General features: G+C 73.8%; 19 protein-coding genes and 1 other RNA gene. 10 read left to right on the top strand and 10 right to left on the bottom strand.

The window, feature by feature from the left end; translation table 11 throughout:
- The first annotated feature begins 60 nt into the window (after positions 1-60).
- Positions 61-1,074 carry a small ribosomal subunit Rsm22 family protein gene (locus AC07DU_RS25970; protein ID WP_479113907.1) on the top strand — a complete coding sequence of 338 codons (1,014 nt, stop codon included), beginning with the start codon at positions 61-63 and terminating at the stop codon, positions 1,072-1,074.
- Here AC07DU_RS25970 and ddaH read toward each other — a convergent pair.
- A complete protein-coding gene (gene ddaH / locus AC07DU_RS25965; RefSeq protein ID WP_479114008.1) occupies positions 1,071-1,949 on the bottom strand; it encodes a dimethylargininase in 879 nt (292 codons plus the stop codon). The genes AC07DU_RS25970 and ddaH overlap by 4 nt on opposite strands.
- Before the next feature lie 103 nt (positions 1,950-2,052).
- Here ddaH and AC07DU_RS25960 point away from each other — a divergent pair, with 103 nt between their 5' ends.
- Both AC07DU_RS25960 and AC07DU_RS25955 read left to right on the top strand, forming a co-directional pair.
- A complete protein-coding gene (locus tag AC07DU_RS25960) occupies positions 2,053-2,664 on the top strand; it encodes a TetR/AcrR family transcriptional regulator (RefSeq protein WP_360897866.1) in 612 nt (203 codons plus the stop codon).
- Between the two features lie 170 nt (positions 2,665-2,834).
- Positions 2,835-3,587 carry a bifunctional DNA primase/polymerase gene (locus AC07DU_RS25955; protein ID WP_479113905.1) on the top strand — a complete coding sequence of 251 codons (753 nt, stop codon included), beginning with the start codon at positions 2,835-2,837 and terminating at the stop codon, positions 3,585-3,587.
- Positions 3,588-3,727: 140 nt separating this feature from the next.
- On the opposite strand, the gene yaaA is transcribed toward AC07DU_RS25955, so the two are convergent.
- Entirely contained in the window at positions 3,728-4,555 is an 828-nt protein-coding gene (gene yaaA, locus AC07DU_RS25950; RefSeq protein WP_479113903.1) for a peroxide stress protein YaaA, read from the bottom strand.
- A 102-nt stretch (positions 4,556-4,657) separates the two neighbouring features.
- Here yaaA and AC07DU_RS25945 point away from each other — a divergent pair, with 102 nt between their 5' ends.
- Together AC07DU_RS25945 and rnpB are read left to right on the top strand one after the other, a co-directional pair.
- Positions 4,658-6,097 (top strand): RNB domain-containing ribonuclease, encoded by a 1,440-nt coding sequence (locus AC07DU_RS25945; protein WP_479034453.1) that lies wholly within the window; start codon positions 4,658-4,660, stop codon positions 6,095-6,097.
- Between the two features lie 63 nt (positions 6,098-6,160).
- Positions 6,161-6,562, top strand: an RNA gene (rnpB, locus tag AC07DU_RS25940) — RNase P RNA component class A.
- A gap of 88 nt (positions 6,563-6,650) precedes the next feature.
- Here the strand turns inward: rnpB and AC07DU_RS25935 are convergent.
- The 3 genes from AC07DU_RS25935 to AC07DU_RS25925 are packed head-to-tail and all read right to left on the bottom strand — an operon-like array spanning position 6,651 to position 9,672.
- Complete coding sequence (locus AC07DU_RS25935; RefSeq protein ID WP_479113901.1) at positions 6,651-8,075, bottom strand: histidine phosphatase family protein; 1,425 nt, start codon at positions 8,073-8,075, stop codon at positions 6,651-6,653.
- Positions 8,075-8,818 carry a zinc ribbon domain-containing protein gene (locus AC07DU_RS25930; protein WP_360897962.1) on the bottom strand — a complete coding sequence of 248 codons (744 nt, stop codon included), beginning with the start codon at positions 8,816-8,818 and terminating at the stop codon, positions 8,075-8,077. The genes AC07DU_RS25935 and AC07DU_RS25930 overlap by 1 nt, the downstream gene beginning before the upstream one ends.
- Positions 8,815-9,672: a Nif3-like dinuclear metal center hexameric protein gene (locus AC07DU_RS25925; protein WP_479113899.1), complete on the bottom strand. Its 858-nt coding sequence runs from the start codon at positions 9,670-9,672 to the stop codon at positions 8,815-8,817. Before AC07DU_RS25925 ends, AC07DU_RS25930 begins: the two co-directional genes overlap by 4 nt.
- 276 nt (positions 9,673-9,948) lie before the next feature.
- Between AC07DU_RS25925 and AC07DU_RS25920 the strand changes: the two genes are divergently transcribed.
- Both AC07DU_RS25920 and AC07DU_RS25915 read left to right on the top strand, forming a co-directional pair.
- Positions 9,949-11,067, top strand: a complete 1,119-nt coding sequence (locus AC07DU_RS25920) for a hypothetical protein (protein WP_479113897.1) — start codon at positions 9,949-9,951, stop codon at positions 11,065-11,067.
- A 24-nt stretch (positions 11,068-11,091) separates the two neighbouring features.
- A complete protein-coding gene (locus AC07DU_RS25915; protein ID WP_479113895.1) occupies positions 11,092-13,218 on the top strand; it encodes an MMPL family transporter in 2,127 nt (708 codons plus the stop codon).
- Here AC07DU_RS25915 and AC07DU_RS25910 read toward each other — a convergent pair.
- The 3 genes from AC07DU_RS25910 to AC07DU_RS25900 form a co-directional block, all read right to left on the bottom strand.
- Positions 13,205-14,146: a 3-oxoacyl-ACP reductase gene (locus AC07DU_RS25910; protein WP_360897852.1), complete on the bottom strand. Its 942-nt coding sequence runs from the start codon at positions 14,144-14,146 to the stop codon at positions 13,205-13,207. The two genes, AC07DU_RS25915 and AC07DU_RS25910, sit on opposite strands and share 14 nt — an antisense overlap.
- 34 nt (positions 14,147-14,180) lie before the next feature.
- On the bottom strand, positions 14,181-15,257 hold the full coding sequence (locus AC07DU_RS25905; protein ID WP_479034464.1) for a Zn-dependent alcohol dehydrogenase: 1,077 nt from the start codon (positions 15,255-15,257) through the stop codon (positions 14,181-14,183).
- Positions 15,258-15,345: 88 nt separating this feature from the next.
- Positions 15,346-16,200 carry a MaoC/PaaZ C-terminal domain-containing protein gene (locus tag AC07DU_RS25900; RefSeq protein ID WP_360897848.1) on the bottom strand — a complete coding sequence of 285 codons (855 nt, stop codon included), beginning with the start codon at positions 16,198-16,200 and terminating at the stop codon, positions 15,346-15,348.
- Positions 16,201-16,415: 215 nt separating this feature from the next.
- Here AC07DU_RS25900 and AC07DU_RS25895 point away from each other — a divergent pair, with 215 nt between their 5' ends.
- The 3 genes from AC07DU_RS25895 to AC07DU_RS25885 all read left to right on the top strand — a co-directional run bounded on the left by AC07DU_RS25895 (position 16,416) and on the right by AC07DU_RS25885 (position 17,754).
- Entirely contained in the window at positions 16,416-16,769 is a 354-nt protein-coding gene (locus AC07DU_RS25895) for a response regulator (protein WP_360897958.1), read from the top strand.
- 156 nt (positions 16,770-16,925) lie between these two features.
- A complete protein-coding gene (locus tag AC07DU_RS25890; protein ID WP_479113892.1) occupies positions 16,926-17,495 on the top strand; it encodes an RNA polymerase sigma factor in 570 nt (189 codons plus the stop codon).
- A complete protein-coding gene (locus AC07DU_RS25885) occupies positions 17,485-17,754 on the top strand; it encodes a hypothetical protein (protein WP_479034470.1) in 270 nt (89 codons plus the stop codon). The genes AC07DU_RS25890 and AC07DU_RS25885 overlap by 11 nt, the downstream gene beginning before the upstream one ends.
- 403 nt (positions 17,755-18,157) lie before the next feature.
- Here AC07DU_RS25885 and AC07DU_RS25880 read toward each other — a convergent pair whose 3' ends face one another.
- Entirely contained in the window at positions 18,158-19,345 is a 1,188-nt protein-coding gene (locus AC07DU_RS25880) for a lipid-transfer protein (protein WP_479114006.1), read from the bottom strand.
- Positions 19,346-19,357: 12 nt separating this feature from the next.
- Positions 19,358-21,523: an acyl-CoA dehydrogenase gene (locus AC07DU_RS25875; RefSeq protein WP_479113890.1), complete on the bottom strand. Its 2,166-nt coding sequence runs from the start codon at positions 21,521-21,523 to the stop codon at positions 19,358-19,360.
- Positions 21,524-22,421: the final 898 nt, after the last annotated feature.

The following is a 22,421-nucleotide window of genomic DNA, read 5'->3' as shown; positions in this document are numbered from 1 at the left end:
GCAGCCGCACCGCAGGCGCCCCCCACGAGGCCACCCCGCCCGGCGCCGTAAACTCGGTGGGTGAACGCCTCCGCCCCCACCACCGCCGCGACCCTGCGCACCGCCCTCGGCGGTCTGCTCGACGGCCTCCCGCCCACGCAGGCCGCGGCCGCCGTCGAGCGGCTCATCGCCAGCTACCGGGGGCAGACCCCGACCAACGTGCCCGTACTGCGTGACCGCTCCGACGTGGCGGCGTATGCCGCGTACCGGATGCCGGCCACCTTCGAGGCCGTACGGGCCGCCCTGGACGGGCTCGCGGAGGCGGCGCCCGCCTGGACACCGGGCTCGCACGTGGACGTGGGCGGCGGTACGGGCGCGGCCACCTGGGCGGTGGACGCCACCTGGGACGGCCCGCGCGAGACCACGGTGCTGGACTGGGCGGAGCCCGCGCTCAAGCTCGGCAAGGAGATCGCGGACGCCTCGCCCTCCCCCGCGCTGCGCGCGGCGCACTGGCGCCGGGCCGTCATCGGCTCCGGTCTGGCCCTGCCCGACGCGGACCTGGTGACCGTCTCGTACGTGCTGGGCGAGCTGACCCCGCAGGCCCGCACGGCGGTCGTCGCCGAGGCGGCGCGGGCCGGACAGGCCGTGGTGCTGATCGAGCCGGGCACGCCGGAGGGCTACCTCCGCATCCGCGAGGCCCGCGACCAGCTGATCGGCGCCGGGCTGCGGGTGGCCGCGCCCTGCCCGCACGACGGGGCCTGCCCGATCGAGGTCGGCCAGGACTGGTGCCACTTCTCGGCGCGGGTCAGCCGGTCCTCCCTGCACCGGCAGGTCAAGGGCGGCTCGCTCCCGTACGAGGACGAGAAGTTCAGCTACGTCGCCGCGACCCGTTTCCCGACCGGGCCCGCCGCCTTCCGGATCACGCGGAAGCCGCAGATCCGCAAGGGGCTGGTCCTGCTGGAGCTGTGCGGGCCGCAGGGCGAGGGCCTGACCCGGGTCAACGTGACCAAGCGCCAGGGCGACCGCTACAAGGCCGCCCGGGACGCCGACTGGGGCCAGGCCTGGCCCCCGCCCTCCGAATCCCAAGAGGGTTAGACGGCCTGGGGCCGCAGCTCCTGGGTGCAGCACTTCACGCTGCCGCCGCCCTTGAGCAGCTCGCCCAGGTCCATCGGGACCGGCTCGAACCCGCGGTCCCGCAGCGGCGCCAGCAGCCCGGTCGCCGCCTGCGGGAGCACCACGTGCCGGCCGTCGGACACCGCGTTCAGACCGAGGGCCGCCGCGTCCGCCTCCTCGGCGATCAGGGCGTCCGGGAAGAGCCGCCTGAGGACGCCCTGGCTGCCGGGCGAGAAGGCGCCGGGGTAGTACATGATCTCGTCGCCGTCGAGGACGCAGAGCGCCGTGTCCAGGTGGTAGTAGCGCGGGTCCACCAGGTCGAGGCCGATGACCGGGCGGGCGAGGAACTCCTGGGCCTCGTCGTGCGAGAGCGGGCTGGAGCGGAAGCCCCGGCCGGCCAGGATGTAGGTGGCCGTGACGGCGAAGTCGCCCTCGCCCTCGTTGACGTGGGACGGCTCGTGGACGTCCTGGTAGCCGTGGCTGCGGAACCATGCGAGGTGGATCCCGGCCTCGGCGGCCCGTTCCGGATGGGCGAACCGGGCGCCGAGCACCTTGCCGTCGACGACCAGGGCGCCGTTCGCCGCGAAGACCATGTCGGGCAGCTCGGGGTCGGGTACGAGGGTCTCGACGGTGTGCCCGAGGGCGCGGTAGCGGTCCCTCAGGTCTTCCCACTGGGCGAGTGCGAGGGGCAGGTCCACCGGTTTCGTGGGGTCCATCCACGGATTGATGGAGTACGTGACCTTGAAGTGTGCGGGTGGGCACATCAGGTAACGCCGGGGTGTGGCGTTTCTGCGCAAAGAAGGCTCCTCACGACTTACACGGCTAGCTCTACTCGTTCGGAGTACGGAGTCGAGTATTGGAGAGAATCGTCTCTCCTCAAACAGGGCGACGCAGTGGACCGGTCGGGTGGTTCACCGGATCTCAGGGAGACGAGACGTCTCGCTTTGGTACGTTCAGGCCATGACCAAGACCCCTGACGCCACGCGCCGCAGCGACCGCTCGCGCCGCGCCATCCTCGACGCCGCCCTCGCCCTGGTCGGGGAGGTCGGCTACAACAAGCTGACCATCGAGGCCATCGCCGCCCGCGCGGGCGTCGGCAAGCAGACCATCTACCGCTGGTGGCCCTCCAAGGCCGCCGTCCTGCTCGACGCCTCGCTGGCCCTCGCCGGGGACGCCGAGCGGGACGCCGCGTGGACCGGCTTCCCCGACACCGGGGACCTCGCGGCCGACCTGAAGCAGGTACTGCGGGCGACGGTGGACGAGTTCAACGACGAGGCGTACGAGGCCCCCGCGCGCGCCCTGACGGCGGCCGGGGCCACCGACCCCGAGCTCGGCGCCCGCTTCACCGAACAGCTGCTGGAGCCGCAGCTCGCCCTCTACGAAGCCCGGTTGCGCACGGCCCGGGAGGCCGGCCAGCTCGCCCCGGACACGGACCTGCGGCTGACGGTGGAGATGCTCCTGGGGCCGCTGACGTACCGCTGGCTGCTGCGCACCGCGCCCCTGACGCACGCTTACACCGACGCACTGGTGGACCGGGTGCTCGGCGGGGTGGCAAACGTCACCGCCCGCTGACCGGCCGGCCACCGGCCGCTGGCCGAGCCCAAATGGCCTGATTCTGGGGGTATGTGGGGATTCCGTGCCGCCGATCCCCGGGGCCCCGGTCGTCAAGAGCGGTCACTTGGGGCGCAGGATGGTGGGACCATGTGAAGGTCCGCCGGGGATACGGTGAGGTGAGGGGATAGATGGGGTCTGAGTCCGGCCGCGTCAAACGCGGCGAGCAGAGCAGGATTTCCCAGTGGCTGCGCCGGCAGCAGAAACCCACCGCCGAGGACCCCGGACGCGAGCGCGAGGCGCTCCTCCTGGCCGTCGCCGCCGCCGGTCTGCCGCTCGCCCCCGCCGCCCATCCCGCCGGTTACCGGTGTTCGTGCGACCGGATCGGCTGTCCGACGCCCGCACGTCACCCCGTCTCCTTCGCCTGGCAGACCCAGTCGACGACCGACCGCGCCCAGGTCGAGCGATGGGCGCGCAGCCAGCCCCAGGCCAACTTCATCACCGCGACCGGCATGGTCCACGACGTCCTGGACGTCCCGCTGGAAGCCGGCGCGGCCGCCCTCGCCCGCCTCCTGGAGGCCGGCATCGAGGTCGGTCCGGTCGCCGAATCGGGCGGCACGGGCGACCAGGCCCGCATGCTCTTCTTCACCGCCACGCGCGGCACCCCGGAGGACGAGGACGAGTGGTGGCCCTGCGAACTGGACTGCCACCCCGAGACGATGGACGAACACCCGGGCCTGCGCTGGCACTGCCGCGGCAGCTACGTCCTGGTCCCCCCGGCGGCCCTGCCCGGTGAGCATGCGGTGACCTGGCTGCGCGGGATGGAACACCCCCTGCCGGACCCCCTCACCCTCCTGGAGACCCTGACGGACGCGTGCGCGCAGTACGCGGGGGCGACGGACCAGACCCCGGCGGCCGTCGCCTGGCCCCTGGGCCGCGCGTAGCCTCCCGGCGGGCCGCAGCCCCAGCCGTGCTGCGCCCGGCCCCTGGGAGGCCGCCCCAGGCCCCGCGCCTCACACGCCGGCGCGGCTGAAAGCCGGGGCTCCGCCCCGTACCCCGCTCCTCAAACGCCGGAGGGGCTGAATCAGTGGATCTGGCTCACCACCACGTCGAGGGACCAGGCCTTGCCCGCCTTCGCGGGGGCCTGGGCCTCGACCACGTAGCCCAGGTCCCGCAGGGCGGTGGCCAGCTCCGCCGGCGAGGCCGGGGCGGAGCCCGTGATCAGCAGGTCCCGGACCAGCCGGCCCTTGGTCGCCTTGTTGAAGTGGCTGACCACCGACCGCTTCTCCACCCCGTCCACCACCTGCGCGTGCAGCACCCGCACGGTCGCGGTCCGCCCCGCCAGCTCCCCCTTCGGCTTCCACGCCGCCCCGTACGCCGCCGACCGCAGGTCCAGCACCAGCCCGCCCCCGGCGGATCCGGCGGAGGCGGACGACGCGGCGGCTTGCGGCATGACCTCCGCCATCGGCCCCCGCCAGTACGCCCCGAGCGCCCCCAGCCCCGGCAGCTTCACGCCCATCGAGCAGCGGTACGACGGGATCCGGTCGCCGATCCGCACCGCACCCCAGAGTCCCGAGAACACCAGCAGCGAACGCTCGGCGAGCTCCCGCGCGGCGGGCGGCAGGTCGGCCAGGCCCAGCGCGTCGTAGAGCACGCCCGTGTAGATCTCCCCCGCCGGGCGGGCCGGCGCCGAGCGCAGCGCGGCGTTCTTCGCGACCTCGCCGCGCAGCCCCTCGCTCAGACCCAGCACCTCGCGCGCCTTGAGCTCGTCGCCCGCGCACAGCTCGACCAGTTCCTCCAGCACCGCCGCACGGGCCGGGGCCAGACCGGGCAGGGACAGCGACTGCGGCTTCAGCGGTGCGCCGGAGCCGCCGGCGGCCTTTCCTTCGGACGGCGGCAGCAGCACGAGCACGGTGGTTCTCCTTCAATACGACACGGCGCAGGGGATGCGGCCCCCGGGCCAGGGTAGACGGCTCGCCGTGCCGTCCGGCCCCGGCGCCCATAGGCTCGGGCCATGCCACGCCGTCAGATGCACATGACCGGCGCAGACGGGGCTGCTCTGCGGGCCGCGCTGCGTGAACTGCGGACGAAGCTGGACGTACCGGGGGATTTCCCGGCCGAGGTGCTGGCCGAGGCCGAGCACGCGGCCGGGCACCCCCGCCTCCCCGCCTTGGACCGCACCGACATCCCCTTCTTCACGATCGACCCTCCGGCCTCCGTCGACCTCGACCAGGCCATGCACCTGGCCAGACGCTCCGGCGGCGGCTACCGCGTGCACTACGCCATCGCCGACGTCGCCGCCTTCGTCACCCCCGGCGGCCCGCTCGACGCCGAGGCCCACCGCCGCGTCACCACCTTCTACTTCCCCGACGGGAAGATCCCCCTGCACCCGGCCGCGCTCTCGGCGGGCGCGGCCAGCCTGCTGCCCGACCAGACCTGCCCCGCGCTCGTGTGGCGCCTCGACCTGGACGCCGACGGCCGCATCGAGACCACGGACGTGCGCCGCGCCCTGGTCCGCAGCCGGGCCAGACTCGACTACGCCGGCGCCCAGAAGGCCATCGACACCGGCACGGCCGAGGAACCCCTCGCCCTCCTGGAGGACATCGGCCGGCTCCGCGAGGCCCTCGAACGCGAACGCGGCGGCATCTCCCTCAACGTCCCCGAGCAGGAGGTCATCGCGCACGACGGTTCGTACGCCCTGGCCTACCGCGCCCCGCTCCCCGCGGACGGCTGGAACGCGCAGATCTCCCTCATGACCGGGATGGCCGCCGCCGATCTGATGCTGGCCGCCGGTCAGGGCATCCTGCGCACCCTGCCCAGCGCCCCCGACGGCGCCGTCGGCAGGCTCCGGCGGGCGGCGAAGGCCCTGCGGATCGACTGGCCGCACCACGTCCCGTACGCCGAACTCGTACGCTCCCTCGACCCGCACCGCCCCGCCCACGCGGCCTTCCTCCAGGAGTGCACGGGCCTGCTGCGCGGCGCCGGCTACACCGCCTTCACCGGCGGCCGGAGCCCCGACCCGGCGATCCATTCCGCGGTGGCGGCCCCGTACGCCCATTGCACCGCGCCCCTGCGCCGGCTCGTCGACCGGTACGCGGGCGAGCTGTGCGTGGCGGCGGCCGCGGGGGCCGAGCCCCCGCAGTGGGCGGTGGCGGCGCTGGAGGCGCTGCCCGAGCGGATGGCGCAGGGCACCCGGCTGGTGAACACGGCGGAGCGCGAGTGCGTGGACCTGGTCGAGGCCGCCGTGCTGAAGGACCGCGTCGGCGAGACCTTCGACGCCACGGTCATCGACGTCAAGGACCGGGAGCCGCTGGTGGGCACCGTCCACCTGGAGGACCCCGCGGTGGTCGGCCGTATCCGGTCCACCGAGGAGCTCCCCCTGGGCGACCGCATCCGCGTCCGGCTGACGGAGGCGGACCCGGGCACGGCGAAGGTCCTCTTCGCCCCGGCCTGACCGGGAGGACTCGTCGGGGTCGGGCGGCGACGGCACAGCCGGTAACATGGTCGCCACGGCAGACGAGTCGGCCGGGCGGCCGCGTCGGGATCCCCGGATCCCGCCGAGGAACGTCCGGGCTCCACAGGGCAGGGTGGTGGGTAACGCCCACCCGGGGTGACCCGCGGGACAGTGCCACAGAAAACAGACCGCCGGGGACTTCGGTCCTCGGTAAGGGTGAAACGGTGGTGTAAGAGACCACCAGCGCCTGAGGTGACTCAGGCGGCTAGGTAAACCCCACCCGGAGCAAGGTCAAGAGGATCCGTCTTCGGACGGGTCTGCGCGAACGCTTGAGGGCTGCCCGCCCGAGTTCGCGGGTAGACCGCACGAGGCCGGTGGCAACACCGGTCCTAGATGGATGGCCGTCTCCCCGGCGACCGCGAGGTCTCCGGGCGACAGAACCCGGCGTACAGGCCGGCTCGTCTGCCCTTCCCACCCCGTTCGGGGTGGAGGGTCTGCCGCTGAGCGGCGCCGCCCCCGCCGCCGGGCTTCCGGTGAGGGGGGTTTTCGCGTCCTAGCGCAGGTGGGACGTGTCGTTCAGGAGCCGGACCGAGGCGTTGCCGTCGGCGTAGTAGGCCACCGCCGAGAGGGAGGCCGCCGAGAGTTCCATGCGGAACAGTGCTTCGGGCGGGGCTCCCAGCGCGAGGCGGACCAGGATCTTGACCGGGGTCACATGCGTGACCAGCAGGACCGTACGGCCCGCGTGCGCGGCAAGGAGCCGGTCGCGGGTGGCGGAGATCCGGCGGGTGGCTGCCGCGAAGCTCTCGCCGCCGCCCGTGGGGGCCGCCTTCGGGGAGTCCAGCCAGGCCTGGAGGTCGTCCGGGAAGCGCTCCTGCACCTCGGCGAAGGTCAGACCCTCCCAGGCGCCGAAGTCCACCTCGCGCAGGCCCTCTTCGACGGTCACGTCGAGGCCGAGCCGGTCGGCGACGGCCCGGGCGGTCTCGCGGCAGCGGCGCAGCGGGGAGGTGATGACGCTCTGGACGGTGCCGCGGGCGGCCAGCGCCTCGGCGACGGCGGCGGCCTGGCGCCTGCCCGCGGGGGACAGCTCGGGGTCCGATCCCCCGCTGCCGGAGAAGCGCTTCTGCGGGGTGAGCGCGGTCTCGCCGTGCCGCAGCAGCACGAAGGTGGCGGGCGCCCCCATGTCGGGGCCCCACCCGGGGGCGCCAGCCGCAGCCGGGCCGGTGGCCTCGGCCGCGCCGGACGGCTCGGCCGCCGGGGTCGCCGGGGTGTCGGAGTCGAGGCAGGGTTCGATCACCAGCGTGTCCGCCGCGGGCGCCGCCGGGTGTCCCGGTCCCGTCAGGGCCTCGGCGTCCGCGAACAACGTGTCGCGGATGGCTGGTTCAGGGGAGACGGCGCCGGCACCGGTCCGGGTGCGGCTGCCCGCGGCCGCGAGCGCCGCGCGGACGGCTGCCGCGCCCGCCGCCGCGTCACCCGGCGGACCGGACGCGGGCGGAGCGGAGGAGGCGGCCACCGCGCGGGCGGCGCCGTGGTCGAGGGCCGCCGTGGAGGCCGACGGCTCCCACTGCCGGCCCAGCCGGCCGGCGTCCATCGCCTCGTTGGCGAGTCGGTCGGCGTGCTTGTTGCGGTCCCGCGGGATCCACTCGTACGTCACCTGCGAGGCGGGCAGGATCTGCGCCGCCTGCGCCGCCAGCGGCTTCATGTCCGGGTGCTTGATCTTCCAGCGGCCCGACATCTGCTCGACGACGAGCTTGGAGTCCATCCGGACCAGGACCTGCGCGGCCGGGGCCAGTTCGCGCGCCGCCTGGAGCCCGGCGATCAGGCCCTTGTACTCCGCCACGTTGTTCGTCGCGACGCCGATGTACTCCGCGCGCTCGGCCAGCGTCTCGCCCGTCTCCGGGTCGAGGACCACCGCGCCGTAGCCGGCGGGGCCCGGGTTGCCCCGGGACCCGCCGTCCGCCTCCACGACGAACCGCGGCATCAGATGCCCGAGTCGGCCGTACGGACGAGGATGCGGCCGCAGTTCTCGTGACGCACGACCTGCTCCCGGGAAGCGGCCTTGATCTCGTTGACCTCGGCCATGTCGAGCTCCAGCCGGCAGCCCTCGCAGCGGCGCTGGTACAGGCGCGCGGCGCCGACCCCGCCCTGCTTGGCGCGGATCTTCTCGTACAGGGCCATCAGGTCCGTCGGCATGGACGCGACGATGACCTCGCGGTCCTTGGCGATCTTGGCGGCCTCGGCGTCGATCTCGCCGGTGGCGGCGTCACGGCGCGCGGTGGCGTCCGTCAGCTTGGCCTCCAGGGCGGCGACGCGGTCGGTGATCTCGGTGACCCGCTCCTGCGCGGCCTCCAGGCGCTCCATGACCTCCAGGACCACGTCCTCCAGGTCGGCCTGGCGCTTGGCGAGGGAGACGACCTCGCTCTGCAGGTTCGCCAGGTCGCGGGCCGAGACGCCGGCGCCGGAGTCCAGTCGCTGCTGGTCGCGGGCCGCGCGCTGGCGTACCTGGTCGACGTCCTGCTCCGCCTTGGTCTGCTCACGGGCCGCGTCGCTGGCCTGGGTCTGGGCGGCGACGAGCAGGTCGCGCTGCTGGGTGAGGTCCTTGGTCAGCGAGTCGACCTCGGCGTGCTCGGGCAGAGACTTGCGCTTGTGGGCGAGCTGAGACAGCCGGACGTCCAGGGCCTGGATGTCGAGAAGTCGGATCTGGTCGGCGGGCTCGGCGTTCAGTTGGGGGCTCCAGAGATAGAAGGGGGTGTCACGGACGGCGCGTGCGCCGTCCACGGGTCGGTGACCGTGCGCGAGACGTGGGTCCGCAGACCCCAGCCGTGGCGCTCGGAGATGGCGTCGAGCTGCGCGGCGGCCTGCTCGCACCAGGGCCACTCGGTGGCCCAGTGCGCGGCGTCGACGAGGGCGAGCGGGCTCTGCTCGCGGGCCTCGGACACCGGGTGGTGGCGCAGGTCGGCGGTCAGGAAGGCGTCCACGCCCGCGGCCCTGACCTGCTCGAAGAGGCTGTCGCCGGAGCCGCCGCTGACGGCGACGGTACGGATCAGGGCGTCGGGGTCGCCCGCCACGCGGATGCCCTGGGCGGTCTGCGGCAGCCGGGCGGCGGCGCGGGCGGCGAAGGCGCTCAGGGTCTCGGGGTGGTCGAGTTCGCAGATGCGGCCGAGGCCGCGGCGGCCCTCGGGGTCGCTCGCGTCGGGCACCAGCGGACCGGTGATCCGCAGGTCCAGGGCGCCGGCGAGGGCGTCGGAGACCCCGGGGTCGGCGGTGTCGGCGTTGGTGTGGGCGACGTGCAGCGCGACGTCGTTCTTGATCAGCGTGTGCACGACGCGGCCCTTGAAGGTGCCGGCTTCGACGGTGGTGGTGCCGCGCAGGTAGAGCGGGTGGTGGGTGACGATCAGGTCGGCGCCCAGCTTCACGGCCTCGTCGGCGATCTCCTGGACGGGGTCCACCGCGAAGAGGACCCGGGTGACCTCGGCGTCGGGGTCGCCGCAGACGGTGCCGACGGCGTCCCACTGCTCGGCCCGCGAGGGGGGCCAGAGAGCGTCCAGCGCGGCGATGACTTCAGAGAGACGGGGCACAGGCCAAGGCTACCGTCCGCGGCGACCGCCCCGCCCGGCCGACAGGAGCCCGCCCACGACCCGCCCACGGGACCCGCCGCCGCGGATCGGCGATGCGGTGGAGCTTAGGCCCACCTCACCTCCTTCCACCCCAAACGCCCCTAAATGACACAGCACAACCGCCCCGTCCACCACAGCGGAATCGCCGTACGGACACCCATATGTATGAAGCCGGGTTGCTTGATGTTGTTCGGCGGAGGTGCGAAAACTACCTTCCTCGCCGGAGGTGACGGCCGGATGACTGTCTGTGCCATCGACATGACGACCACGGTCCCGTTCACGATCGCCGCGGACGGGTCGTACGCCGCCCGGCTCGCCGGACAGGGCGAGGCCCGCTACGCGGAGCGGTGGACCCTGGGCGGGCCCGAGCCGTACGCGGTTCCGCTGCCGCTCGCGCAGCCGGAGGAGGCCGACAGCGAGCTGCTGCCGCTGGCCGACGGTCGGGTGCTGATCCACCGGCGGGTCGCGGACCGCCACGCCTTCGCGCTGCTGTACCCGACGGGCGGCGGCGTCGGCGGGCCCCGCACCGGGGAGCTGGCGCTGGGCTCGGTGGACGCGCAGGAGGGCCTACGGGTGCGTCTGCTCCCGCCGTCCCCGGACGGGGCCACGGCCTTCGCCCTGGCCGCGGCGGACACCGTGACCACGGTCTGGCAGGTGGCCGGGGTCCCCTTCGGGCCCCGGCCGGTCGCCCGGATCCCGGGGAGGTGCTCCGGCGGCGTCTGGCTGGACCGGGCGGGCCGGCTGCTGGCCCTGGACCGCGAACTGGAGGGCGCTACCAAGGCCGTCGCCGTCGACCTGGGCAACGGCGGGGCGACCTCCGCACTGCTCCAGATCACCGAGCACAGCGACGACCGGCTGCTGCTGGCCGACCCGGACAGCGGGCTGCTGCTGATCCGCTCCGACGCCCCCGGCGAAGCCCGGCTGGGCTGGGGGGTGCTGGGCAGCTCCCGGCCGGTCCGCTTCCCCGAATGCCTGGCCCGGCTGGGCCGGGCACATCCCTTCGCGGTGCAGCCCGGCCAGGCCCTGATGCCGGAGACCTGCGGGGTGGCGCTGCGGTTCGAGGACGCCGGGGCCGCGCCCGGCGGCGCGGCGGGCATCGGCCTGTGGCGCCCCGCCGACCGGCACGTGTTCCGCCTCGGCGCGCCCGTCGGCTGGCTCGGCACGGGACTGTGGAGCCCGCAGGGCCGCCTGCACCTCCCGTACGCCACGCCCGATGTCCCGTGCGGGATCGCGAGCCTGACCCTGCCGGTGTCGCCGCCGCCCCCCGTCCGGCTGGACCCGTCACCGTCCCCCGTACGGGTGGACCCGTCGGTACCCGCCCCCCGCCCGGTGCCGCTCCAGCAGGCGCCGCTGTAGGGGTTCGTGTGGTGCACTCGTCGCGTGGACACCGAGCGAGACGGGGAAGCGTTGGGCATCACCGCACACCGACACGTCCGATGGGTGCTGCCCGTCGTCCTCGTCGTCGTCTGGCTCGCGGTCGGCGGCGCCTTCGGCCCGTACGCGGGGAAGCTGGGCGAGGTCTCCTCCAACGACCGGGCGGCGTTCCTGCCCCGGAGCGCCGAGTCCACGGCCGTGGCCGCCGAGCAGAAGGCGCTGCGCCAGGCGCAGACGCTCCCCGCCATCGCGGTCTGGACCGCCGACCGGGGCCCCGTCACACCCGCACAGCAGGAGTCGGCCACGCGCGCACTGGCGGCCCTCCAAGGGGTGCCGGGGGTGGTGGGCGCGCCCTCGCCCGCCCTTCCCTCGGAGGACGGCAGAGCGCTGCGGGGCGTCGTCCAGCTGGAGCCTGACCTCGGGGACGCCCTCACCGCCACGCTGGACCGGATCCGTACCTCGGTCGAAGCCGTACCGGGCACCACCGCGCAGCTCACGGGACCGGCGGCCACCCGGGCCGACCTGGCGAAGGCCTTCGGCGGAATCGACGGCCTCCTCCTGGGAGTGGCGCTCGGCGCGGTGCTCGTGATCCTGCTGGCGGTCTACCGCAGTGCCCTGCTGCCCTTCGTGATCATTCTCGGCGCCGTCTTCTCGCTGGCGCTGGCGTGCGCCGTCGTCTACGTCCTGGCCCTCCACGACATCGTGCGGGTCGACGGGCAGGTGCAGGGCATCCTCTCGATCCTGGTGATCGGGGCCGCCACCGACTACGCACTCCTGCTCGCCGCCCGCTTCCGCGAGGAGATCGCCGAACGGGACGACCGGTTCGCCGCCGCCCGCGCGGCCCTGCGGCGCTCCTTCGGCGCGATCACCGCGAGCGCCGCGACGGTCGCCCTCGCCCTGCTCGCGCTGCTCGCCAGTGATCTGACGAACAACCGCGCCCTGGGCCCGGTCGGGGCCATCGGAATCGTGTGCGCCGTGCTGGGCGCGCTGACGTTCCTGCCGGCCGTACTGGTCCTGCTGGGCCGGGCCGCCTACTGGCCGGCCAGGCCGAAACCGGCCGACGGGGCACGCGGCGGGCACGCCGTCTGGCGACGCGTCGCCGCCCTCGTGGACCGTTCGCCGCGGCGCGTGTGGGTGTCGGCAGCCCTGCTGCTCGCCCTCCTGGCCTGCTTCTCGCCCACGCTGTCCGCCAAGGGGGTGCCGCTGGACGAGATCTTCGTCAACGACGCGCCGTCCGTGACGGCCCAGCAGACCCTGGGCGAGCACTTCCCCGGCGGATCGGGCAACCCCGCCGTCATCGTGACCGACGCGGCCGCGGCCGAGGAGGTGCGGGCCACGGCGGAAGGCACCCGGGGCGTGGCCTCGGCCATCGTGCGGGCGGGACCGGGCCCGGGGGCCGCGCCGGGCACCGGGCGGGTACGGATCGACGCGACCCTCGAAGACGCCGCGGACAGCGACGCCGCGAAGGAGACGGTGGGACGGCTGCGCGCCGCGGTGCACGCGGTGCCGGAGGCGCGTGCCCTGGTGGGCGGCTACACCGCCCAGCAGTACGACACCCAGCGCACCGCACAGCAGGACCGGAACCTGATCGTGCCCGTCGTACTGGTGATCATCCTGGCCATCCTCGTCCTGCTGCTGCGCTCGTTCCCCGTCCCCCTGCTGCTGGTGGCGACGGTGGCGCTGAACTACCTGGCCACGCTGGGAGTGGCCGCGCTGGTCTTCCGGCACGTCTTCGGATTCAGCGGCACCGACGCGTCCGTGCCGCTGTACGGGTTCGTCTTCCTCGTCGCCCTGGGCGTGGACTACAACATCTTCCTCATGTCACGGGTACGGGAGGAGTCCTTGCTGCACGGGCCGCGCGAGGGCGTCCTGCGCGGGCTGACGGCGACGGGCGGAGTGATCACCTCGGCGGGCGTGGTGCTCGCCGCGACCTTCGCCGCGCTGATCGTCATCCCGCTCGCGTTCCTCGCGCAGATCGCCTTCATCGTCGCCTTCGGCGTCCTCCTGGACACCCTCCTCGTCCGGTCCGTGCTCGTCCCCGCCCTGGTGCTGGACATCGGGCCGCGCGCCTGGTGGCCCGGCTCCCTCAGCCGTGCCGACGACCCGGTGGGCCGTACGCCTAGCCGTGTTTGAGGCCCAGGACCTCCGTCGCGGCGAAGGTCTCGTTCGCCGGGCGGGAGGCGTAGTGCGGGGTGAGGACCTCGTCGAGCTCCTCGTAGGAGAAGGCCTCCTTGCCCGTGTCGAACTTGGCCGCCACCTTCGGGCGTTCCATCACGGCCACGATGCCGCCGTGTACGACGAACAGCTGGCCGTTGGCCTTCGCCGCGGCGGGTGAGGCCAGGTAGCCGACGAGCGGGGAGACGTGCTCGGGGGCGAGGGCGTCCAGCCTGCCCTCCTCCGGCACCTGGAAGCCCGCGAAGACGTCCTCGGTCATCCGGGTGCGGGCGCGCGGGCAGATGGCGTTGGCCGTCACCCCGTACTTGGCCAGGGCCAGGGCGGTCGAGGTGGTCAGCCCCACGATGCCGCCCTTGGCCGCCGCGTAGTTGGGCTGGCCGGCCGAGCCGCCGAGGAAGGCCTCGGAGGAGGTGTTGATGATCCGGCCGTAGACCGGGCCGCCCGCCGCCTTCGAGCGCTCGCGCCAGTGCGCTGACGCGAAGTGCGTGGTGTTGAAGTGCCCCTTGAGGTGGACCCGGATGACCGAGTCCCACTCCTCCTCCGACATCGAGAAGACCATCCGGTCGCGCAGGATGCCCGCGTTGTTGACCAGGATGTCGAGCTTGCCGAAGCTGCTCACCGCCAGCTCGACCAGCTCGCGCGCCTGTGCGAACTCGGCCACGTCGCCCAGGTGCGCCACGGCCCGGCCGCCCGCGGCGCGGATCTCCGCGGCCACCTCCTCGGCCGGGGTGGCCGAGGCCTCCCCGGAGCCGTCGCGCCCGCTCTGGCCGAAGTCGTTGACGACCACGCCGGCGCCGAGCCGCGCGAGCTCGATCGCCTCGGCCCGGCCCAGTCCGCGGCCGGCGCCCGTGACGATGGCGGAGAGTCCCTCAAGTGGCAGTGACATCCGTACGGTTCCCCTCAGACTGGTCGGCGGAGCGTCAGAGTTCGATGCAGGTGCGCAGGGCCACGCCCGTGCGCATCTGGTCGAGTGCGTCGTTGATCTCGGCGAGCTGCACCCGGTGGGTGATCAGGCCGGCCAGGTCCACGCGGCCGGCCCGCCACAGCGCGATGGTGCGCTCGTAGGAGCGCAGCACGTCCCCGCCGCCGTACATCGACGGGAGGATCCGCTTCTCGTCGAAGAACAGCGAGAACATGTCGATCTGGAAGTTGTCGTCGAGCGCGCCCGCGCCGACGATGACCACGGTGCCGCCGCGCCGGGTCATCTTGTAGGCGGTCAGGGCGGTGGCGGACTTGCCGACGACCTCGAAGACGTAGTCGAAGCCCTCGCCGCCGGTGATCCGGTTCTTGGCGTCGTCGAAGGCCTCCGGCGCGACGGCCTCCGTCGCCCCGAACCTCAGCGCGCCCTCGCGCCGCGACTCCACCGGGTCGACGGCGACGATCTGCGCCGCTCCCTGGACCTTGGCGCCCTGGATGACGGAGATGCCGACGCCGCCGCAGCCGATGACGGCGACCGAGGAACCGGCCTGCACCTGCGCGGTGTTGATGGCCGCACCGAGGCCGGTGGTGACGCCGCAGCCGATGAGGGCGGCGATGTCGTAGGGCACGTCGTCGGGGATCGGGACGGCGCACGCTGCGTCGACGACGAGCTCCTCGGCGAAGGTGCCGGTGGCGGCGAAGCCGAAGACGTCGCCGCCCGCGCGGCGGAAGTTGGGGGTGCCCGCGTTGGCCAGGCTCGCCAGGCACAGGTGGCCCTGGCCGCGCTTGCAGGACGAGCACTGGCCGCACGGCGGCAGCCAGCAGACGAGGACCCGGTCGCCGATGCTGTGGCCGGTGACCCCGTCGCCGACGTCGCTGATCACCCCGGAGCCCTCGTGGCCGGGGATGAAGGGGGCGGGCTGCGGCAGGACGCCGCTCATCGCGGAGAGGTCGGAGTGACACAGGCCGGTGGCCTTCACCTGGATCTTCACCTTGCCGGGACCGAGGCCCACGGCCTCCATGTCGTCGACGACCTCCAGCTTGTCCTGGCCGATCTCGCTCTGCAGTGCTGCGCGCACGGTGCGGCTCCTTCAGTCCGTGAGGTGTCGTGCTACGAGTGCTTCGCGTGCCGGGGTACGCGTGCCGGGTGCCGCAGTGCCGGGGGTCCTACGCGTGCTCGACGACCGTGTCGGCCAGGACCGGCGCGTCGTCGCGTTCGACGGCGGTCACCGACACCAGGACGCGGCCCGGCTCCTGCCACATCCGCATCCGCAGCGTCTCGCCGGGGAAGACGATCCCGGCGAAGCGCGTGCGGTAGGCGCGGACCCGCGACACGTCCCCGCCCAGGGCCGTGTCCACGACGGCCTTGAGGGTCATCCCGTACGAGCACAGGCCGTGCAGGATGGGCCGGTCGAAGCCGGCCACCTTGGCGAACTCGGGGTCGGCGTGCAGGGGGTTCCAGTCGCCGGAGAGGCGGTAGAGGAGCGCCTGCTCCTCGCGGATGCGCCGCTCCTCGGTACGGTCGGGCGCGCGCTCGGGCCGCTCGGACGTGACGGAGGGCCCGCGCTCGCCGCCGAACCCGCCCTCGCCCCGTACGAAGATCTGCGCGTCGCTGGTCCACAGCGGCCCGTCCGCGTCCGCGACCTCGGAGCGCAGCACGATGACGGCCGCCTTGCCCTTGTCGTAGACGGCGGCGACCTTGGAGCTGGAGGTGGCCCGGCCCGTGACGGGGATGGGGCGGTGCAGCTCGATGGAGTGGCCGCCGTGCAGGACCATGGCGAGGTTGACGTCGATGCCCGGTGCGGAGAGGCCGCCCAGCATGGCCATGCCGGCGCCGGCGACGGTGGCGAAGCTGGGCAGCACGTGCAGCTTGGATTCGAGGGTGTAGCGCAGCTCGTCGGGGTCGGTCGCGGGCCGGCCGGCGCCGAGGCCGAGGTGGTAGAGCTGGATGTCCTTGTGGTCCCAGCCGATGACCCCCTGGCGGGGTTCTGCGGCGAGGGCCTTGGCGGCATCGATCGGCATGAGGATGCTGCTCCCTGTTTCTTGGCTCGTGCTGGAAGACCTCGGTGCGGCTGTCCGCACCGTCGGCCGCACCGAGGTCGCATGCGGGACGGCCGGTTCTAGAACGCGTTCTAGGTCCGACCGGTGAGGGAATGTATAACGCACGCCCCGGCACTTGGGAAGACGCACGCAAAGACTCCTGACTTGACGTCAGATATGCTGCGCCGGTGACCGAAATGCCCGTTGACCACCGTCAGGCCCGTGCGCTACGCGTCCTGCTGGAGCCGCAGAACCCGGCCCTGGCGCTCCAGCTCGGCCTCCAGCCGGACATCGAGGTCGTGCGCGACCTGACGGCCCGGCCGGTGGTGGCGCTGGTGGAGGAGGTCACGAGCGTGCCCTCCCTGCTGGAGGACGACCCGGAATGCCGGATCCTGGTCCTGACCGGGTCCGCGCACCCGGGCCTGGCCGACGCCGCCCTGGCCGCGGGCGCGGCGGGCCTGATCCTGCGCGACGGCCCGGTCGAGGACCTGGCGGACGCCATCCGCCGCGCCTCGATGGGCGAAACCGTGATCGATCCCAGCCTGGGGTGAATCCTTTTCCGGTGGTCGCCCCTCTTATGAGTGTTCCGGCAACCACGTCGGGACATGACCTGGAGGTTGTCGTGACCGCTCTCATCGCCGGTGCCGTCGTCGTCGTCATGCTCTGCACGTGCACGGTCCTCGTCCTGCGCAAGCGGGGTCGGTCCCGTGGCTGACACGACCTGGCCCGGTGAGGCGCTGGTGGTCGCCGCGCAGGGCGGCGACCTCGACTCGATCACGGCCCTGGTGTCCGGATCGCACCCGCACGTACGCCGGTTCGCGCACGCGCTGTGCGCCTCGCCCGAGGACGCCGAGGACGCGGCCCAGGAGGCGCTGATCATCCTGTACCGCAAGATCGGGATGCTGCGGGCCTCCGGGGCGCTGGCCTCGTGGATGTTCCGCATCGTCCGCAACGAGTGCCTGCGGCGCGCCCGGCTGACGCCGCGGCACCGCGCGCCGCTGCCGGACACCGCCGTGATGTCCGCCGAGGACGAGGTGGTACTGCGCCTGGAGGCGGCGCGGGTGGCCAAGGCGGTGGCCGCGCTGCCCGAGGACCAGCGCAACGTGCTGATCATGCGGGACATCCAGGGCTACAGCGGCCGGCTGACCGCCGACGCGCTCGGCCTCAGCCCGGCCGCGATGAAATCGCGCCTGCACCGGGCCCGCGCGGCGGTGCAGCGCACCCTGCACACCCCGGCCGACCCCGACCCCACCCCGGGAGCCCCCGATGAAGACTGACGGCCGCGACTTCGCGAGCGCCTCCGTGCCCCGGCACCTGGTGCGCGGCGCGATCGGCTTCGGCGCGCTGATAGCCGCCTTCGCCCTCCTGCCGACCACGGGCCCGGCCAGCCTCCTCCTCGCCCCGATCGGCGTCCTGGCCCTACGCGGCTGCCCGACGTGCTGGACCATCGGCCTGATCCAAACCCTCTCCCGAGGCCGCCTCCGCCGCGCGTGCACGAACGGCGTCTGCGAACTAGTCCCCACGCCCCGCCGCTAGGCCGTCTCTTCCGTATCTTGCCGGGCCCTCGCCGCCCAATCCAGCCTCGCCGGCGTTTGAGGCGCGGGGCCCGGGGCAGAGCCCCGATCTTGCACCCCCCGTCGCACCATCCGGCCCCGCCGCCCCAATCCAGCCCCGCCGCCCAATCCAGCCTCGCCGGCGTTTGAGGCGCGGGGCCCGGGGCAGAGCCCCGATCTTGCGCCCGGGGCGCACCATCCGGCCCCGCCGCCCCAATCCAGCCCCGCCGGCGTTTGAGGCGCGGGGCCCGGGGCGGAGCCCCGATCTTGCGCCCGGGGCGGAGCCGCGCGGGGCCCCGGGGCGGAGCCCCGATCACGCGCCCGGGCCGGAGCCCCGCGGGGCCCGGGGCCGAGCCCCACACGCCCGGGCGCGGGCCCGCGGCCCGCTACCTCCTCAGCAGCGTCACCACCACCGCACCGCCCAGCCCGATGTTGTGCGCCAGCCCCACCCGCGCCCCCGACACCTGCCGCGCCCCCGCCTCCCCCCGCAGCTGCCACACCAGCTCCGCGGCCTGCGCCAGCCCCGTCGCCCCGAGCGGATGCCCCTTCGAGATCAGCCCCCCGGACGGGTTGACCACCCACCGCCCGCCGTACGTGGTCGCGCCCGACTCCACCAGCTTCCCGCCGCCCCCGTCCCCGCACATGCCCAGCGCCTCGTACGTCAGCAGCTCGTTGACCGAGAAGCAGTCGTGCAGCTCGATCACGTCGACGTCCTCGATCCCGAGCCCCGACGCCTCGTACACCTTCCGCCCCGCCGCCGCCGTCATCGGCTTGCCGACCACGTCGATGCACGAGCCCGACGCGAAGGACTCCTCCGTGTCCGTCGTCATCGCCTGGGCGACGATCTCCACCGCCTTGTCGTGCAGCCCGTGCCGCACCACGAACCGCTCCGACACCACCAGCGCCGCCGCCGCCCCGTCCGACGTCGGCGAGCACTGGAGCTTCGTCAGCGGCGCGTGGATCTCCTTCGACGCCAGGATCTCCGCCGCCGAGTACACGTCCTGGAACTGCGCGTTCGGGTTGTCCGCCGAGTGCCGGTGGTTCTTCTCGCCCACCGCCGCCAGCTGCGCGGCCGTCGTCCCGTACCGCTCCATGTGCTCCCGCGCCGCGTTCCCGAAGATCTGCGCGGTCGGCGGGGACATCGCGAAGCCGTGGCCCGCGGCCATGATCCCGTAGTGCCGGGCCACCGGGGAGGTCTTGAAGTCGCCACCGTCGGCCCCGCCGCCCAGCGCGCCGCGCTTCATCTTCTCGAAGCCCAGCGCCAGCACGCAGTCGCTGATCCCGCCCTGCACGAACTGCCGCGCCATCATCAGCGCCGTCGAGCCCGTCGCGCAGTTGTTGTTGACGTTGTAGACCGGCACCCCGCTCAGCCCCAGCTCGTACGCCGCCCGCTGACCGGCCGTGGAGGCCTGGAAGCAGTACCCCACCGGGACCTGCTCCACCAGCCCGTAGTCCACCCCCGCGTCCGCGAGCGCCGCGGACCCGGCCTCCTTCGCCATGTCCCAGTACTGCCAGTCCCGCGACTCCGGCTTCTCGAACTTCGTCATGCCGACGCCCACGATGTACGACTTCATCATTGATGCCCTTCAGTCCCTGGGAAGGCCGAGGATCCGCTCGGCCACGACGTTGAGCTGGACCTGCGTGGTGCCCCCGGCGATGGTCAGGCAGCGGGACATGAGCATTCCGTGCACCGCCCGCTCCCCCGCCCCCTCCCGTACCGCGCCCAGCGGCCCCAGGAGTTCGAGCGCGAGCTCGGCGGTCCGCTGCTGGTGCGGGGTCTGGATGAGCTTGCGTACGGAGGCGCCCGCGCCCGGCTCCAGCCCCGAGACCTGCTGGAGGGTGGTGCGCAGCCCGATGCAGGCCAGCGCGTGCGCCTCGGCGGCCAGCGCGCCGATCCGCGCCCCGTACGAGCCGTCGAGGTCGCATGAGCGTGCGATCAGGGTTTCCAGACTGGGGGTACCTCCCGGGCCGCCAGGCCCAGGGGGAGTGTCGAAGCTCATCTGGTCGGCCATGTGGACGCGTTCGTTGCCGAGGGTGTTGCGCGCGACCTTCCACCCTTCGTCGGCGGCCCCGACCAGCGCGTCCGCGGGGAGGACCGCGTCGTCGAAGTAGACCTCGTTGAAGAGGGCCTCGCCGGTGATCTCCCTCAGCGGCCGGACGTCGATGCCGGGGGTGTTCTTCATGTCGACGACGAAGTAGCCGAGCCCCTTGTGCTTGGGCGCGTCCGGGTCGGTGCGCGCCAGCAGGATCCCGAAGTCGGCGCTGTGCGCGGAACTCGTCCACACCTTCTGTCCGTTGATCCTCCAGGAGCCGTCCCCGGTCCGTTGCGCCCTCGTCCGCAGCGAGGCGAGGTCGGAGCCCGCGCCCGGCTCCGAGAAGAGCTGGCACCAGGTGACGTCCCCGCGCAGGGTCGCCAGGACGTAGGCGTCGCGCTGCGCCTGCGTCCCGTAGGCGATCAGCGAGGGCACGACCCAGGTGGCGATCCCGAGGTCGGCGATCTTGACCCCGGCCGCGCGCAGCTCCTGCTGGACGACGAGCTGTTCCACGGGCCCGGCGCCCAGTCCGTAGGGCGGCGGGAGGTAGGGGGCGGTGTAGCCGGTGGGGGCCAGGACCCGCCGGGCGGCGGCCGGGTCGAGCCCGCGCGCCTGCGCGATGGCGCTGCGGGCCTTCGCGCGGTAGCTCTCGGCCCGCGCCGGGAGTTCCAGGCGCAGCTCGCGCCGCGCACCGCCCGCGGCGCACCGCACGGCCCGCAGGCGGTGGCCGTCGCCGGGGCCGAGGAGCTGGCGGGCGACGACCGCCCGCCGCAGGTAGATGTGGGCGTCATGTTCCCAGGTGAAGCCGATCCCGCCGAGCAGCTGGATGCAGTCCTTGGCGCAGGAGTACGCGGCGTCCAGGGCGCTCCCGGCGGCGAGGGCCGCGACGAGCGAGCGCACCTGCGCCGGCTCGTCCATGGCCTGCGCGGCGTCCCAGGCGAGCGCCCGGGCCTGCTCCAGCCGGACCAGCATGTCGGCGCACAGGTGCTTGACGCCCTGGAACCGGCCGATGGGCCGGCCGAACTGCTCGCGTACTTTGGCGTGTTCGGCGGCGGTGTGCAGGGCCCAGGCGGCGGTGCCGCAGGCGTCGGCGGCGAACAGCGTGCAGGCCAGGTCGCGGACCAGGGCAGTGTCCACCTCCAGCAGCCGGTCGGGGCTGGTGAGGACTGCGCGCGCCCGCACTTCGGCGGTCGGGCGGGTCGGGTCGGCGCTCTCGTGCGTACGGATGTCCAGCGCGGCCGCGTCCACGGCGAACCAGCACGTGCCGTGCGCGGCCTCGGCGGCGAGCAGGACGAGGTCGGCCTCGCCGGCGCCGAGTACGGGCGGCGCGAGGCCGTCGAGCAGGTACCCGCCGCCCTCGACGGCGACGGCGCTCAGCGCCCCCGGGCCGAGCGCGACGGCGCCGACCCGGCCCGCGAGGGGCTCGGCGCCGGCCCGGTCCAGCAGGACGGAGGCCAGCGCGCTCGGCAGGTACGCCCCGGGCAGCGCGGCCCGGGCGGCCTCCTCGACGACGACGGCGAGGTCGAGGAGCGTCCCGCCGTCGAGGTGCGGGGAGAGCAGACCTTGCGCGGTCATGGCGTCCCAGTAGGCGGGCCGCGCGCCGGTCTGCGGCGGGGTGTCGAGGAGCTTGCGCACCTCCTCGGGCGGCACGGCCCGCGCCACCCAGCCGCGCACCGCCTCGGCCAACTCCCTTTGTTCCTGCGTGATTCCGATGCCCATACGGATCCTCGCCCCACCCTCTCCCGCCCGGTCCGGTCCGTCCCGGGTCCCGGTCGCGGGCCAGAGTAGAACACGTTCCATTCTGACGGAAGGTCAGATCGCCACGCCTCGCCTCGATCGGCCGGCGCATCGGGTACGCGCCCTGACGGGAGCACGATCACGTGACCGCTCGCTCCGGGCCTGTCTGAGAGGCCGGGGCATGGCGGAGACTCCGGGGCGTAGGGTGGATAGCGGAACTAGCACTACCTGTAATGGATACCGCCATGGTCAGAATCGGCCGGGGACAACTCGCACGCTTCATCGGCGCGTCCTGCTTGTCTGCGGCCATCACCGTGACCGGCGCGACGGGTGTTGTGGCGGCGCCCGGACACCTCGGAGAGCCTCCGATCGCCGCACCTGACACAGAACCGCCGCCACCCCCGCCGGATCCGCCAGCACCCCCGGAGCCTCCGGTTCCGCCCGCGCCACCCGTGCCCGCAGAGCCACCGCCCCCACCCCCTCCGAAGCCGGTCCAGCCCGTGGCACCGGAGCCTGCGAAGCCGGTCGAACCCGTGGTACCCGAGCCGCCGAAGCCCCCGCCGGAACCGGTCCAGCCCGTGGCACCGGAGCCTGCGAAGCCGGTACAGCCAGTGGCACCCGAGCCACCGAAGCCGGAACCACCGCCGCCACCGAAGCCGGTACAGCCAGTGGCACCCAAGCCACCAAAGCCGGTACATCCCGTACCACCCAAGCCCCCCCCGAAACCGGACCACCCAACGGCACCCAAGCCACCAAAGCCGGTCCACCCCGTACCACCCAAGCCACCCCCGAAACCGGACCACCCAACGGCACCCAAGCCACCAAAGCCGGTCCACCCCGTACCACCCAAGCCACCCCCGAAACCGGACCACCCAACGGC

The sequence above is a fragment of the Streptomyces sp. NPDC045695 genome (assembly GCF_056432025.1).
Note: the sequence above shows the minus strand (reverse complement) of the source record. Positions and strands in the feature narration are given on the sequence as shown.